Consider the following 16,507-nt stretch of genomic DNA (forward strand, 5'->3'; position numbering starts at 1 on the left):
GTTCTACGTCAAAAAAATAATTCAGACTCAGAACTTTCGACTAAGTACTTATGACTTAACACTACACGCTTTCTATCCATTCCTCCGCCGATTTTACATCGGTAAAAAACTCAATCACCAATTTGCCTTTTAATGCATATATGCTTTTACGGGCCGATAACTGGCTGAAAACACTTGGCGAATGCACCCAGGCAAAATAACGTAAGCCTGCTTTTTCCATATCCGGGAACCACTCGGTATTACCCCAATCAGATGCTTCCGACCAGTTGCCCAAAACATGGATGTTGCTATTGAGCACCTTGCCTACATTGTTTTTGATAAGCATGTTTTGCATTTTAAAACAGCCATGCTGTACCGATTCAAGGTTTTGGAACCCTATCCAATCAACATCAAGGCGGTTATGTTTAGGGTTATATTTAATAATAATGGTATCGTCCTGGTAATGGGTGTCGCTATCTGCAACAGGTTTGGCTTTGGTAGCTGTATCAGGTATAAGCCTGAAAAAGAAAGTTGAGCCTTTACCCGGGGTACTTTCAATCCAAAAACTGCCATGGTGCCTTTTCAATATCTCGGCCGATATAAACAGCCCCAGGCCAAGCCCCTCAAAACGCATAGCAGTGTTATCAACCCGGTAGTATCGGTCAAATAACCGCATCAGGTTTTTCTCTTCTATGCCGATGCCAAAATCTTCTACAGAAACAATGATGCTGCCATCGGAATGTATGCTGCAGTTTACCAATACTTTTTTGCCTTCCGGCGAGTATTTAACGGCGTTACTGAGTAAATTATTTACCACCTGTTCCAACCGGAAACGGTCGCCGGTATAAATTACATCGTCGGCCTTTTCAAGAATAATCTGGTGCGATGTAGTAGCCTGCTGCATACTTTCAATGCTATCTTTAAGCATTTCCAGAAAGCTGAAGGGCTCCATATTATACTCCATTTTACCTGCGTTAATCCGGGTTACATCAAGCAAATCGTTAATCAGCTTCTCCAACCGTAACACATGCGAGGCCGATTTTTGGATAAAGCCATTAAGCTTGTGCATATCTGATGTGCGTTGCATCAGCTGGTTAAAAGCTTTTATACTGGTAAGCGGTGTCTTTAGCTCATGACTTGCTATAGATAGGAATTCATCTTTCTTTTGCTCGTTGTTTTTTTGAATTTCGATATTGGTATTTGTACCCAGCCATAACCTGATATGACCGTTCTCGATCAGCGGAAGTGCGCGGGCCAAATGCCAAACATACTGCCCGTTATGAAACTTAAGGCGAAACTCGACCATAAACTCGTTGCCGTTTTGCAAGGCCGCCTTCCATTTTTTCGAGCTGTGCTGCCTGTCATCAGGGTGGATAAATTCCTGCAGGCTACGGCCCAAAATCTGGTCCATACTTCGGCCAAAATCGTCACAAACCACTTCGTTTACATAATCAAGCGAGCCGTCAGGGCGGGCTGTCCAAACCTGTTGCGGCATGGCGTTAAGCAAAAAACGGAAACGCTGCTCATTTTCCTTTTCTTTTTGGCGGGTAAGTACCGTTTCGGTCAGCTCAAAAGCAAAAACCAAAATGCCATCTACTACACCATCACCATCATACCGGGCCTGGTAAATAAAATTAAAATACCGGTCTTCAATGGTGCCGCCCACCCTGCGTGCCAGCGGCACTAAAAGTTCTTTTCCTTCAAAGGTATTACCAGTGTAGTAAACCCTTTTTAATATATCGATGATGGGGGTACCATCCAACTCCGGGAGTGCCTCCATGATAGGCTTACCTAATAAATCCCTGCCAGGAAAAAGCTGCTGATAGGCCGGGTTTACCAGCTCAAATATCATTTCGGGACCGTCAAGCACACAAATGCCGGTTGGTACCTGCATAAAAAAACGTTTTAGCCTGTCGCGTTCCCTTGCAGCCTCGGCCTGGGCGTTAAATAGTTCAATGTTACGCTGTTCAACCCTTTCTTCCAGCGCATCGTTAAGCCTTAACACACTTTCTTGTGCCCTAAAAAGCTCCTGGTTAGTAGCGTGTAGCGCTTCATTCGCCGATTGTATCTCCTCGTTTGTAGCCTGAACCTCGGCATTAGCATTGGCCAAATCATAATTTAAAGCCAGCAACTCTTTCTCGTTTTGCTCCAAACGCTTTTTTGCCAAAACAAGCTCGGTTATATCATATTTAAAGCTTAAAACAGATATTATATCGCCATCGTCATTGCGGATAGCCTGGTATACATAGTTAAAATAATGATCTTTAACAGGGCCGCCTACTTCATCGGCCAATGGAATATTAATCTCGTTGCCGGCAACGGTCTCGCCTGTTTTGTATACATGCTGCAAAATATCCAATATAGGCTGGCCGGCTACTTCGGGCAGGGCATATAGCAAAGCCTTGCCTAAAACCTCCCGGTTTGGAAAAAGGTCGGTTTTGTAGCGTGGGTTTATAAACTCGTAAACCATATCAGGACCGGTCACTATCGCTATCTGGGCGGGAATCTCGGCAAAAAGTTTTTCTATTTGTTTGCCTAATCTTTCGGCTGTCGCGGCTGCCTGGGTTTCTTTATCCAAGCTATTTTTTAAAGCACGTTCGGCCAGTACGCGTTTGGTAACATCTTCGGTATGATGAATAATATAGCAAATCTCTCCCTCAGCATCAAACACGGGTGTATGCGACGTTTCCCAATAGCGCTCAACCAATTGTTGCGGATCATCACGATCCGGTATATCAAACCGCGTAACAGGCAACTGGTGCGGCTGAAGGGTTTCTAAAACTTTATTAAGCGAAAAAGCAATCCCCCCCTCTTCTGACGACCAATCCGGCATTTTGGGGAATACATCAAAAAGATACTGTTCTTCAATTTCGACCCGGGTTTTATTTGTAAGCTGCAAATAAACATTGCTGGCCGTGAGCATATAAAGCTCGGGCGAAAGTATAAGGTACGGTTGAGGCAAGGTCTCAAAAACCCTTAACATTTCCGGGGGCAATGCAGAACTGTGTTTTAAAGCCATTTAAGCTATAGTAAGATGTATACAAGGTTACTAAACTGATAGCAGATATTAAAATGATATTAAATGTGAAATTGTTTTAGAAAAAGTTCATCGGGCCGTTGGTTCATGGTTCATAGTTCATGGAGAAAATGGTATGCAAGTCAGGCAAATTCTGTTCATTCTTTAATTCTGAAAATTTTGATTCAGACAAAATGCGTTATGGATAGCAGCGGATACCCTCGCCACACACAAAGCCTTCAGGTGTATGAGCCCGGCCGCAGGCATCGCCTAATAGCGGCTGTGGAGCATATGGGGTTAATAATACCTGCTGCTGATAACCTGTATCATGATGATGGCCGAATATGCCGGGAATAATGAGACAATACATAACACAACTGCTTTTAAACCCGCGAAGCGGTTATTTAACGAATAGCCACATAAAGCCGACGCAATAAGCGGAAAAATGGGAATGAGGTACCTGCCCTGCATGCCGCCGAGGGTTGGAGATTCGAGGGCAGTCCAGGTTATATATTGGGCAGATATAACCGCGACGATGGTAATGATACTGCAAACCAGCAAAGCTATCCTGAGCCTGGCGCTGCCTTTAAAACCAAGGCTGATGATGATCCCTAAAACAAGGCAGATGTACGCATTGCGGTAATAAATATCGGGCAACGGCACATCAAGCCAGGCCAGTACGCCTACAAACATATCAGCTGTGTTTTGTAATGCGGTTTTATCAAAGTTGAAGAACATGCCTATAAACCTGAAAGGATGGTGCAAAATATACAATACCTGTAATTTTGAGTTGAGCCGCATTTCGGCAGGCGCGAATTTAATCATAAAACTGCCATGATTGACCACGAGCCAAAGCACCAACACAGCAAAAGGTGTAATAATACCGACGGCCTTTTGCTTTGGGGTAAGTTTTAAAAACAGGAACAAAAAGGCGAAGATAATATAAGGCGGTTTGGCAATGCCGATGATAGATACCAGGATAACCATGGCATACAGTTTCCATTGGGGCTGATGTTTTTTATCGCCAAAAGAGAAATCGTCTATAAAGCCAACGAGCAAAAAACAACAGCTAATCAAAACAGCATCCTGGCTTACCGAAGCAAATAACGATACCGTCATCGGGAAAAGTAACACGATGAATAGTAAGATATTACTCTGTTTGGCCAGCATCAAGGCAAAAAAACATAGCGCCACACATAGTAAACCATTTAATATCCGGGAAAGGTATAATGTATTAAGGATGCTTAAATGAAGCAGTTTACCCACCGAAATACCCAGCGCCTGCATTAAATAAACAACAGGCGGATAAATGGCCGTGTTGCCAAAATTGAAATAGATGGTACCTGTATGCCATCTTATTTTTTTAGCGCTGTCTATTTTTAACGTTGCCAATTTTATACTATCGTGCCGGGCAAGTGGTTTGTAAATACCATCGAGTTGGTAAATGCCTTTATCAACCTTGAAGCCTCCTTTATCGGGATAAACCAAAGTTGGGTCCTTGGATATAGAATCGGCTGCGGTAACTGGGTGTGCCTTGTCATACACAAATTCGGGCACCAATTCAAGCCTTGAAACCTGTTCGGCGCGTGCAAAATGATTCGGCTCGTCAGGGCTTTGAAAAGCCGGGGTTATCATGGCTATAGTAATCACCAGCGGCACAGCATACAAAAGATATATGTAATGCAGGCGCTCCCGGAGGATGTTGTAAAATGCGTTAAAAGTAAACATAGGTATCAACACAAATCAACAGCGAAGCTAAGGATTATGTGCGACGAAAAGCCATGGTACTTACCAAATTGGCCTTTTAACATCCAGCTTTAAGTCTTTTGCCTTAGGCTTTTCGCTTTATGCCCACTGATCTACAATATTCCTGAGATCGATTGCGTTAAGGGGCTTTACAATAAAGTCAGATACCAATTCCATCTCTTTGGCGCGTTTAAAGTCGTCTTCATCAATTGACGAGCTTACAATGTAAATCAGTATTTTTTTGCCAAGGCGGGGTACCAGTTTTATAAATTCGTCCAAAAACTGCCAACCGTCAAGCACAGGCATGTTCAGGTCAAGCAAAATCATGTCGGGCAAATTGGCAATGGCTTCCATGCAATTACAAATAAAATCTATTGCGACCCGGCCGTTATGAAAAAAAATAGTTTTTTCGGCAACTTCTGCTTTGGCGATAATGCGTTTGATGGTAAAAGTGTAGATATCATCATCATCTATCACACAAAGGGTATTAATTTTTTTCATTAAAAGTTATTTTAAATGTGCTGCCACTGTTGGGTTTGCTTTTTACGGTTATTTGTCCGCCTTGCGAGTCGATCTGAGTTTTGGTTAAAAACAAACCAACCCCATGCGAGTCTTTGCGGTCATGAAAAGTCTTGTATAAACCAAAAATCTTTTTTTCGTGTAGTTTCAAATCAATGCCAATACCGTTATCGGTACATTCTAAAACGGTGTTTCCGTTTTCGTCCCTGTATGTTTTTAATAACACCCTTGGCTCGACGGTTGGCTTACGGTATTTTATTGCATTATTTAACAGGTTCATCAGGATGCTTTCGAGGTAAATTTTTGGAAAAGTAACCTCTTCAACCTCAAATTGCTGCGTAATTACCGCGAGGTTTGCAGCTACGTCCGATCCGATAATTCCCAGAATTTTGCCAGTTATTTCCTTAAAGCTTAGCCGTTCGGCCTCTATAATTTCATCTTTAATTTTAATGGCGTATGATAAGTCTTCAAGAGTAGTATTCAGGCCTTCAGAAATCTTTTTGACTTTTTGAAACAGTTCGGCATTCTCTTCATCCAATGTGCTTTCATCAATTAATGACGAAACCAGCGAGATATTGCTGGCATGGTTACGGATGTTATGGGACAGGATGTGCGTAAAATTTTTGAGCTGCTGGTTGTTTTTGGTAACCATTTCTACGGTTTTGTTTAACGACAGCTCATTGAGCTTGTATTTATCAATGTCCATAAATACGCCTCTTAATTTGGCGGGCTGGCTATGCTCATCATACAACATTTCGCCACGGGCGCGCACCCAGACCCGGTTGTTTTTGGCGGTTATCAGCTGCACTTCCAGGTCATAACCCGTGCCTGTATCCCGGCACTCGTTTAATGCCTGGGTCATTGTCGTCAAATACGGTTCGGAGTAAAACCGGCTGAAATCATAAAAAGTGGGGTCATAATCATAGGGCAGTTCATGGATATCGAAAATAGTTTCAGACCAGGTAATCTTATTAGTGATTAAATCCATTTCCCATCCGCCAAATTTGCCCATCCGGCCTGCTTCCAGCAACAGGAACTCGCTTGCAGCCAGCTTCTCCTCGGCAATTTTACGCTCATTTATTTCCTTTTGCAACTCGTTAACCGAACGTAGCGAAAGTACAGTTGGCATAACCCGGTATAGCGTATATACTGTTGTTACCGATACAATACCGGTGAATAACCTTAACAGCGCGCTCAGGCGATATGCAGGCCACCAAAAAATGCCGGCGTCTATTAAATGTGTAATGCCACATAAAACAATAAATACCACAAATAACCAAAGTATTTTTGGAAAGGGAACATCCTTTCGTTTGGTGAGCAGGATGATAAGCAATAGTGGTATGGCAAAATAAGATACCGCTATTAACAAATCAGAAAAAATGTACAGCCAGCCATGAAATTCGCTCCATGTGCCACAATGCCATCGGGCGGGCCAGTTGCTGGTGTCAAATATCCCAGAAAAAAAATCCTTTACCTGTTGGTAAAGCCCCGCTTTGGCAATTGCCGCATGCTGCACTCTGCCGCATTGGGCACCACAAACGCTATGCGCTTTTGATGCTAATGAGTCTGGTTTAATCAATGTAAATTATCAGTTATCGCAACCGACAATTTACATTTTTTATTTTAACTTACAATAGTTAAATTTAATTTAACTATTTGTTAATCAAGTTAATAAATTTACCATCTATGAATAAAAGGCACCTGACTACGGCAAAAATAACCGTCGTATTTACAGGTTTATTTTGCAGGTTCACTTTCCTTTTTGTTAGCTACGGGCTTAGGAGCGGCCGTTTTGGTGGCTGTTTTGGCAACTTTAGCAACAGGTGCCTGGGCGGCGGCCTCCTTAACTATTGGTAAAGCGGGCGCTTTAACTTCAACAACAATTCCTTTTATTTTTTTTGCAGGTGCGGCTGGCGCGTCCTTTTTATCGCTTATTTTTGCAGCAATTGCTTTGGCTAAATTTTTTGAAGCCTTTTCAATTGCTTTGGTCAGGCTTTTTAAATCGGGCTCAAATTCGCTCACAATGTTTTTTAGCTGAACAGTAAACTTATCATTTAATTGTTTTTTAAGCGCCTTACGGGCCTCTTTGGCTGCGGATTTTACTTTTTTATCTTTCATATGTTCGGGGGATGGAAAAATTCAGGTTGACTCAAGAATTTTAAATTCGGCACAAAGGTACGTTAACTAAATGCTATTTTAATATTATGTTTATGTTAACAACGTTATGATATGTTAAGTAAATGTTATTGCAAATAATTGTCATTGGACTAATTATAAGGTTTTTAATTGCGCCAAAAACGGTGTTACTATATATTAAAAGCAAAACATCAACATTATTCAAATAAATATGTTTTAATGGACGAACCGTCTTTTTAAAACGTGACTTTTTGAAAGCGATCAGGTTATTCATAACTTAGCGGGCTTAGATGCTTCCTCAACAAAATGATCAAAGATTTAAACTCGCTTAACCAGGTTGCCGAATTTCATAGCACCTTTAAACATCCCATTGTAGCAAATCCGCAAATCCCTTCAAAAGAGCGCTGCCAGCTGCGTATTGAACTTTTGGCCGAAGAGCTGAAAGAACTACAGGAAGCCGTGAACGATAATAACCTTGTTGAAATAGCCGATGCGCTTTGCGATTTACAATACGTGCTATCGGGCGCTGTTCTTGAGTTTGGCCTTGCCGGAAAGTTTAAAGAATTGTTTGACGAAGTGCACCGCTCCAATATGAGCAAAGCCTGCAAAACCATTGAAGAAGCCAACCAAACTATTGAGCATTACCGCAATACTGCCGGTACCGAATCGCACTATAAAGAAATTGACGGCCTGTTTTTGGTTTACCGCACCGCCGATAATAAAACCTTGAAATCGATCAATTACTCGCCCGCCGATTTGGGCAGTATTGTAGGATAATAAGTTTAAAGCCGAAGGCGGAAAGCTTAAAACAATTAATTAATCGAACACTAAAATAAATATTTTGTCAGAACCGACACCAGATAAGCCCGAAGTAAAAGAAGCCATGCACCCGCGCAATGCGCACCGTATGGGATATGATTTTAAAGCGCTTATAAAGGCGATGCCTAAGTTACGTGCCTTTGTCACGGTAAATAAGTACGAGAACGAAACCATCAATTTCTCTGATCCCGAAGCTGTCAAATTGCTTAACAGGGCTTTGCTTAAATACCATTACCGGGTTGAGTACTGGGACATCCCCGAAGGATATCTGTGCCCGCCTATACCGGGCCGGGCCGATTATATTCATTACGCTGCCGATTTGTTAGCCACCGCTAATGATGGTATAGTGCGTAAAGGTAAAAAAGTACGCGTACTTGATATTGGTGTTGGCGCCAACTGCGTTTATCCTATCATTGGTCACCAGGAATATGGCTGGAGCTTTATCGGAGTTGATATTGATGAGGAAGCCCTGGCATCGGCACAAAAAATAATAGATCAGAGTAAGGAATTAAAAGCCGCTATTGAACTGCGCCTGCAAAAACACAAAGCAGATATTTTTACATTCGCTATAAAACCCGGCGAGCTGTTTGATCTTACATTATGTAATCCGCCCTTCCACGCCTCTATCAAAGAAGCAGCCGAGGGCTCCAAGCGTAAATGGAATAACCTGGGTCTGAAAACAGGCAGGGAAGAACCCGTATTGAACTTTGGCGGCCAGAATATGGAATTATGGTATCCCGGCGGCGAGGCCGCGTTTTTAAAGCAAATGGCTACCCAAAGTACCCGCGTTGCCAAACAATGCCTGTGGTTTACCACCCTGGTATCAAAAAAAGAGAACCTGCGTATTTTATATAACGCCCTGCAAAAAGCAGGCGCAGTTGAGGTACAAACCATCAATATGTCGCAAGGCCAAAAGGCCAGTCGCATTATGGCCTGGACATTTTTTACTCCCCAAGAACAAAAGGAGTGGGTGAAGAAATGAGTTGGTCATTGTCGCTGCGCTTGTCATTAGTCATTTCGCTTCGCTGTCATTAGTCAATTTTTAAAACAAGGGCTACCAATTAAATTTGGCCGTAAATGACTAATGACCTTTTGAGGCCTACTCGATATTCAAGCCCCTCTTTCCTGCGCAGCAGAAGAGAGGGATGTCGGGCGTAGCCTCGACAGGGTGAGTCTTCGCCGACATGCGATGGTACAGCGTCTCCGGTTTTATGTTCCCGCAATCATGTCGTTTTTTAATAACATTTAAACATTTCCTGATCGTTTTTTAGCATTCGCAGTATTTCTGCAATGCCAATTGCTTACATTAGTACGCAATTACAATCGATTGCGAATTGATTTGAATTTCTTAAACTTATAGTTTCTCACCACTATGAAAAAAACTTTAGCACTTGCGCTTGGCTGCCTGGTTTTGGCCGGCCTTACTTCTTTTAACCCTGATAAAGGCTGGGTTAAGCTGATGGATAAAAAGATGAGCAAATGGACCATTTACCAAAGCTACCGGTTAACCTATCCCTACAAAGGCGAAGCGCCGAAAGGCGCCGATGGAAAAACGCTGCCACCTATTGGTTATGATAAAAATGAAGGTAATTTATTTTCGGTCGAGATGCAAAACGGCGAACCTGTATTGCATATTACCGGCGAAATATATGGCTGTATTTATACCAAACAGGAATTTCAAAATTATCGCCTCCGGTTGAAAACCAAATTCGGCACCAAAAAATGGGAACCACGTTTAAACGAACCTATGGATTCGGGTTTGTTATACCATTCGCAGGGCGAGTGTGGCGCAGACTATTTTCATGCCTGGATGTTATCACAAGAGTTCCAGGTGATGGAAGGCGACATTGGCGATTATTGGAACGTAGGCACCGCCCATGCCACCGTGAGGGCCAGCAAGCCTGACGGCGTGCCCAATTACATGTTTGATAAAAATGCGGATAGGGTTTACATGGGCGTAGGAGCACCTAATCAGGGCTTTTGCCAGCGCCACCAAAACTTTGAAAAACCCAAAGGCGAATGGAACACCATGGAGTTGATTTGTTATGGCGATAAAAGTGTTTATATCGTAAACGGCCACGTTGTAAATGCCTTATCAAATTTGGGTTACCAGGATGGTAAGGAGAGTAAGCCCCTAACCAAAGGCAAACTCCAGCTGCAAAGCGAAGCTGCCGAAGTTTATTTTAAGGATATCCAGATTAAAAGTATTGATAAAATGCCAGAGGAATATGCTGGTTTATTTTGAACCAGTTTCGGAAATTAACAGGTTTTTCCATTTTGCCACAATTTATTACCTTTATTTTTCAAGTAATAAATTATGATGTTAAAACTTTCGTGTTTTATCCTGATATGCGCCTTATCGTTATCGGCAAATGCACAAGTAAGCACAAAAGCAACACTACCAAAACACAAACATAAAAGTACCATACGAAAAAAATTTATCGATCCGGCCAACATGGATACCTCGGTTAAACCAGGCGATGATTTTTTTGAGTATGCCAACGGCAACTGGCTTAAAAACAACCCTATACCACCCAATGAAAATAGTTGGGGCAGCTTCGCCGTGCTACGCTGGCAAAATACCCAAAAGCTTGTAGGTTTATTAAACCAGGTTAGCCGGCAATCGGCAACTGCACCCAACGGCAGTTTAAAGCAACTCCTTGGCGATCTTTACGCAAGCGGCATGGATAGTGTCACTATCGAAAAACTGGGTTATTCGCCAATTAAACCCGACCTTGAGCGCATTGACAAAATCAAAAATTTTGATGACATCATTAATGAATTGGTTTTTGAACGCATTAATGGCAGCGCCCAACTGTTCAGATTGGGGATTGACCCGGATGATAAAAACTCAACAAAATACATTGTAAATCTTGGCCAGGGAGGCACTTCTTTACCAAATAAGGATTATTATTTGACAAATGACGAGCGCGCAAAAAAGTTACAAGGTGCTTTAAAAACCCTGATGGTGAAGTTATTCACCCTAACCGGCAGCACTTCTGCTGAAGCAAATAGCAATGCCGCAGCTGTTTATAACCTGGAAAGTATATTGGCAAAAGCACAGCTTAGCCGCGTGGCCATGCGCGACCCACACGTTATTTATAATAAATTCCTGGTAGCCGACTTTAATAAAATTACCCCGCATTTAAACTGGACCAAACTGTTGGCCGCGTTAAACATCCCCGAACAGGATAGCATCCTGGTAGGCCAGCCGTCGTTTTTTAAAGTTGCCGACTCTTTATTAGCGGCCGCACCTGTTGAAAACTGGAAACTTTTATTAAAGTGGAATACCATCAGGGGGTCGGCAGTATATTTAAGTTCGCCTTTTGTAAAAGCAACTTTTGACTATAACAGCGCCTTAACCGGCGAAAAAGAACAACTGCCGCGAAGCGAGCGTATAAGTAAGTTGGTTGATAATGCCCTGGGTGAGTTATTAGGCCAATTATTTGTAGAGAAATATTTTTCGCCATCGGCTAAAAAACGCGTAACCGAACTTGCAAACAACCTAAAAACAGCCCTTGGCGACCGTATCAGACGCCTTGATTGGATGAGCCCGGACACAAAAGAACACGCGTTAAGAAAGTTGAGCGCCCTTGCGGTAAAAATTGGGTACCCGGAAAAATGGGAAACATACGATGGTGTAATCGTTAAGCGCAACCGCTATTTAGAAAATGTACGTAATATATCAAAATGGCGTTACAGCTTCGAGATAAGCCACCTTGGCAAACCTGTTGATAAAAGTCGTTGGGGCATAACGCCGCAAACCGCAAATGCCTACTACTCTACACCCAACAATGAAATAGTTTTTCCGGCGGCGATGCTGCAAATTCCTTTTTTTGATTTAGAGGCCGACGATGCGATAAATTATGGCGCCATAGGCAGCATAATAGGACACGAAATAACCCACGGCTTTGACGATAAGGGCCGCCAATATGATATAGATGGGGTATTGCGCGATTGGTGGACAAAAAACGATGCCGACAAATTTAAAGCACGTACCAACCAATTAATAGTGCAATATAATAGCCTTACTGTACTGGATACCTTGCATGTAAATGGCCGGCTAACCCTTGGCGAAAACATTGCCGATTTGGGCGGCTTAAACATAGCTTATGAAGCCTTCCTGAAAACAAAACAAGGTCAGTCGGCCAACAGGATAGATGGCTTTACGCCCGATCAGCGCTTCTTTCTGTCATGGGCCCAGGTATGGCGCAACGCTCAACGCCCGGAGGCCATAGCCCAGCGCATATTAACAAGCCCCTACCCGATTGATAAGCACCGCACGAACATCACCTTAACCAATATTAGCGCCTGGTACAAGGCATTTAACATTAAGCCCGGCGATAAAATGTACAAAAAGCCGGAAGACAGGACGGAGATTTGGTAGGTTTTAATATCGGATACCTGGACTGGCCCTGACTATCTGCCAGTCTTAGTTTTGATATCCGGCCACCTTTTTGGTTAGTACGTTATTTCGGTAATTTATTACCTTTAATTTTCAAATAATATTATAATGAAATTAAAATTCTGGTGTTTTATGCTCATGGTAGCCTTATTACCATCGGTAAACGCCCAGGTAACCGGTAAAACAAAACCACCAAAACACAAAACTACCATACGCAAAAAATTTATCGACCCGGCTAATATGGATATGTCCGTTAACCCCGGCGATGATTTTTTTGAATATGCCAACGGTACCTGGATAAAAAACAACCCCATACCTGACAATGAAAACCGCTGGGGCAGCTTTGCTGTGCTACGCCACGAAAACACCCAAAAACTTTTACGATTATTGGAAGAAGTAAGCCAGCAATCCGTAACGGCGCCTAAAGGCAGCATTGAACAACGCGTTGGTGACCTTTACGCCAGCGGCATGGATAGCCTGGCTATTGAAAGGTTAGGTTACTCGCATATTAAACCGGACCTGGAACGCATCGGCAAAATCAAAGACTTGAATGGCCTAATCAACGAGCTTGCTTTTGAACGTGTTAATGGCATAGTTGTCCTGTTATTTGGCCTGGAGGCTGTTCAGGATGATAAAAATGTATCAAAGTATATTCTTCGCCTTAGCCAGGGAGGCATCTCGTTACCCGACAGGGCATATTACTTACAAAATGATAAACGATCCAAAAGCGTTACAGATGCATTAAAAACTTTCATAATAACCATATTTAGGTTAAATGGTTGTAGCGCAGATGAAGCTGCTAAAAACGCCGGAATAGTTTATAACCTTGAGGTTGCTTTGGCAAAAGCGCAGCTTTCCCGTGTGGCGATGCGCGACCCGAATGTTATTTACAATAAATTCCTTGTAGCAGATTTCGTTAAAGTTACCCCACATTTAAACTGGACAGCATTATTGCCCATGTTTCATGCACCTGGCCAGGATAGCATCCTGGTTAGCCAGCCCTCCTTTTTCAAAGCTACCGATTCCCTGTTAGCGGTTACCCCTGTTGAAAACTGGAAAATACTTCTTAAATGGGGTATTTTAAGAGGCGCTTCGCCCGCCTTAAGCTCGCCTTTTGCACAAGCATACTTAGCTTATAAAAACGTTTTAACAGGTGAAAAAACACAATTACCCCATAACGAACGAGTGAGCCACACTATTGACGAGGTCCTTGGCCAATTGTTGGGCCAACTATATGTAAAGAAATATTTTAGCCCGGCCGCCAGACAATATGCGGTGATGCTTGTAAACAACATTAAAATAGCTTTGGGCGACCGCATTAAGCGCCTGGATTGGATGTGTCCGGAAACAAAAGAACAGGCGCTAAAAAAAATACGCGCAATTACTTTAAAAATAGGTTATCCTGATAAATGGGAAACATATGATGGTGTAATCATAAAACGCGACGACTATGTAGGAAACATCCGTAGTCTTTTAAAATGGCGGTATAATTTTAACATAAGCCTTCTGGGCAAACCGGTTGATAAAACCCGTTGGGGAATTACACCGCAAACCGTTAACGCTTACTATTCCGAAACCAATAATGAAATCGTTTTCCCGGCAGCTATGCTGCAATTCCCTTTCTTTGATTTACAGGCCGATGATGCCGTAAATTACGGTGGTATAGGCGGTATTATAGGCCATGAAATTATCCATGGTTTTGACGATAAAGGCCGCCGGTATGATGCCAACGGCGACCTGCGCAACTGGTGGACGAAAAGTGATGCTGACAAATTTAAAATACGCGCCAACCAACTGGTAATGCAATACAATAACCTTACAGTCCTGGATACCCTGCACGTAAACGGCAAACTAACCCTTGGCGAAAACATTGCCGACCTGGGTGGCTTGAGCATAGCCTATGAGGCCTTCCTGAAAACAAAACAAAGTCGGTCGGCCAAAGTTATAGACGGATTTACGCCCAATCAGCGTTTCTTTCTGTCATGGGCGCAAACTTGGCGCAGTTCGGAACGCCCCGAGGCTACTGCCCAAAATATCCTTAAGGATCCGCACTCGCCCGATAAGCACCGCACCAATGCCACCTTAACCAACATCAGCGCCTGGTACAAGGCATTTAACATTAAGCCGGGCGATAAATTGTACAAAAAACCGGAAGACAGGACGCGGATTTGGTAACTTTTTTTAGTAGCAAGTATTGAGTATCAAGACAGGGTATGCAATCGCACAGCGTAAACCTGGTTACCAATCTTACTAACTGATACTACTGTTAAGTCAACAGTACTAAGTCGTAAGTCTAAAGTTGAATTTTTTCTTTTTTTGACTTAGAACTTAAGACTTTGGGCTAAAGACTATCCGTCAATTTATCGTTGATACGACACTACCAGCTTAGTATCTGATATTCTCCCCAAAAAATCTTGATACTTGATACTAACTACTTGGTACTAAAAGGGGCGTTGCCTGCGGCCCGGGCTCCATGCTTATACTGCACAGGCCTTAGCCACATTGGCCGGTATCCGCGCCGATCCCTAACGCAAATTTGTCTGAACTTGGATTAAGCAGATTTATCAGATTTTTGGATTTTGATTTCTTATCCTTAGATTAATTTATGTGCTCCAGAGGGGGTAGAAGCTTTGTGGATGCAAGGATTTAAGATTACGGCAATCAAACAATTAAAAACTTATTCATACATTGAACCCACATAAATAACTGAATTTTTAAAACCTTAAACCTAATATAATATGGGACTCGGCGCACCTGAAATCATTTTAATTATTATTGCCTTTGGTGGCATGTGGTTTATACCTGCTATCTGGGGATGCAACGCAGGTTCAAAAAGAGCAATCGGCTCAGTCGGCGGGCTGCTATTGGGCCTGTTTCTTAGCATATTTGGTGTAATTATAGTTTATTGCACCAGGCGGATAGATGAAAAACCATTTTACGGCTTCCCCAATCAATCGCCTGCAGATGAATTGCAAAAGTATAAGCAGTTGTTAGATAGCGGCGCAATCACAGAAAACGAATATAATATTCAAAAGGGCAGAATTTTAAATTCAAACTGATGAGCTTTTGAGATGTTCCTTCGCACAACGCGGCACATTAAACTTTACAAGCCAGGAAAATCACTTTTCAACTTTCATCAGCAAATCGCTAATCTGTAAATGATTATATAATTTTAAGCTGCCTCGGAGAGGCTCACTGTTTGTAAAACAGTTAACTTTTTTGCTCCTTAGGAACTAACTTCTTCAGGATCAACTCTTAAAAGCGATTTCCATATTTTACAAGTACCATGGCATTCCCAATTGAAGCACTTTACTATGTTTGTATTAAAGTATATTATTCCGCATAAAAAAAATTGATAATGGCCCTCAAAAACGACCTTACTAAACTCGACAAAAAGGCGCTGATTGAAATATTAGCCGACTTATATAAAAAAAACAAACAGGTAAAAGAATACCTCGACTTTTATTTCAAGCCGGATGAAGATGGCTTATTTGAAAAATATCAGGCCAAAGTATATGAGACCTTTTATCCGAAGCGAGGTTTCGGCTATAACTTAAAACAGGGTAAACAATACATTAGCGAATTTAAAAAGCTGGAGGCCTCTGCGGCGCTTTTGGCAGCGCTGATGCTTTTTTACGTGCAAACAGGCATCCAATTCACAAACGACTATGGCGACATAGACGAGACTTTTTATAACAGCCTTTCCAGTACCTATGCAAGCGCTTTAAAACTCCTCAAAAAAGAGGATTTACTTGACCAGTTTGAAGAACGGGCTTTCCAGCTATTGCTCGATTCGAAAAATATTGGCTGGGGTTTAAATGACAGTCTTTCTTATACGTTTTATAATTTTTATTAAACCTTTAATCGGGGTATTTTTAGTCCTGTAT

At 42.3% G+C, this 16,507-nt stretch carries 12 protein-coding genes; 7 read left to right on the forward strand and 5 right to left on the reverse strand.

Annotated elements, in window-relative coordinates; genetic code table 11:
* Positions 1-61: 61 nt before the first annotated feature.
* The 5 genes from PQ469_RS20805 to PQ469_RS20825 all read right to left on the reverse strand — a co-directional run bounded on the left by PQ469_RS20805 (position 62) and on the right by PQ469_RS20825 (position 7,378).
* Positions 62-2,998, reverse strand: a complete 2,937-nt coding sequence (locus PQ469_RS20805) for a PAS domain-containing protein (protein ID WP_274209401.1) — start codon at positions 2,996-2,998, stop codon at positions 62-64.
* A 294-nt stretch (positions 2,999-3,292) separates the two neighbouring features.
* Complete coding sequence (locus PQ469_RS20810) at positions 3,293-4,723, reverse strand: DUF2142 domain-containing protein (RefSeq protein ID WP_274209402.1); 1,431 nt, start codon at positions 4,721-4,723, stop codon at positions 3,293-3,295.
* A gap of 117 nt (positions 4,724-4,840) precedes the next feature.
* Positions 4,841-5,242: a response regulator gene (locus tag PQ469_RS20815; RefSeq protein ID WP_274209403.1), complete on the reverse strand. Its 402-nt coding sequence runs from the start codon at positions 5,240-5,242 to the stop codon at positions 4,841-4,843.
* Positions 5,229-6,839, reverse strand: coding sequence for a sensor histidine kinase (locus tag PQ469_RS20820; RefSeq protein WP_274209404.1), 1,611 nt, complete (start codon positions 6,837-6,839; stop codon positions 5,229-5,231). Before PQ469_RS20820 ends, PQ469_RS20815 begins: the two co-directional genes overlap by 14 nt.
* A 158-nt stretch (positions 6,840-6,997) precedes the next feature.
* Positions 6,998-7,378 carry a hypothetical protein gene (locus tag PQ469_RS20825; protein ID WP_274209405.1) on the reverse strand — a complete coding sequence of 127 codons (381 nt, stop codon included), beginning with the start codon at positions 7,376-7,378 and terminating at the stop codon, positions 6,998-7,000.
* A 324-nt stretch (positions 7,379-7,702) separates the two neighbouring features.
* Between PQ469_RS20825 and PQ469_RS20830 the strand changes: the two genes are divergently transcribed.
* The 7 genes from PQ469_RS20830 to PQ469_RS20860 all read left to right on the forward strand — a co-directional run bounded on the left by PQ469_RS20830 (position 7,703) and on the right by PQ469_RS20860 (position 16,476).
* Positions 7,703-8,173, forward strand: coding sequence for a pyrophosphohydrolase domain-containing protein (locus tag PQ469_RS20830; RefSeq protein ID WP_255369932.1), 471 nt, complete (start codon positions 7,703-7,705; stop codon positions 8,171-8,173).
* A gap of 64 nt (positions 8,174-8,237) precedes the next feature.
* On the forward strand, positions 8,238-9,197 hold the full coding sequence (gene rlmF / locus PQ469_RS20835) for a 23S rRNA (adenine(1618)-N(6))-methyltransferase RlmF (RefSeq protein WP_274209406.1): 960 nt from the start codon (positions 8,238-8,240) through the stop codon (positions 9,195-9,197).
* A gap of 390 nt (positions 9,198-9,587) precedes the next feature.
* Positions 9,588-10,460 carry a 3-keto-disaccharide hydrolase gene (locus PQ469_RS20840; protein WP_274209407.1) on the forward strand — a complete coding sequence of 291 codons (873 nt, stop codon included), beginning with the start codon at positions 9,588-9,590 and terminating at the stop codon, positions 10,458-10,460.
* A gap of 72 nt (positions 10,461-10,532) precedes the next feature.
* On the forward strand, positions 10,533-12,602 hold the full coding sequence (locus PQ469_RS20845; protein WP_274209408.1) for a M13 family metallopeptidase: 2,070 nt from the start codon (positions 10,533-10,535) through the stop codon (positions 12,600-12,602).
* 126 nt (positions 12,603-12,728) lie between these two features.
* The gene (locus PQ469_RS20850; protein WP_274209409.1) at positions 12,729-14,795 is read left to right on the forward strand and encodes a M13 family metallopeptidase; all 2,067 of its coding nucleotides are present in this window, start codon (positions 12,729-12,731) and stop codon (positions 14,793-14,795) included.
* A gap of 563 nt (positions 14,796-15,358) precedes the next feature.
* Entirely contained in the window at positions 15,359-15,679 is a 321-nt protein-coding gene (locus PQ469_RS20855; protein WP_274209410.1) for an SHOCT domain-containing protein, read from the forward strand.
* Positions 15,680-15,978: 299 nt separating this feature from the next.
* On the forward strand, positions 15,979-16,476 hold the full coding sequence (locus PQ469_RS20860; RefSeq protein WP_090652820.1) for a DUF6155 family protein: 498 nt from the start codon (positions 15,979-15,981) through the stop codon (positions 16,474-16,476).
* The last annotated feature ends 31 nt before the right edge of the window (positions 16,477-16,507 follow it).

Source organism: Mucilaginibacter sp. KACC 22773, from assembly GCF_028736215.1.
Lineage (GTDB): Bacteria > Bacteroidota > Bacteroidia > Sphingobacteriales > Sphingobacteriaceae > Mucilaginibacter.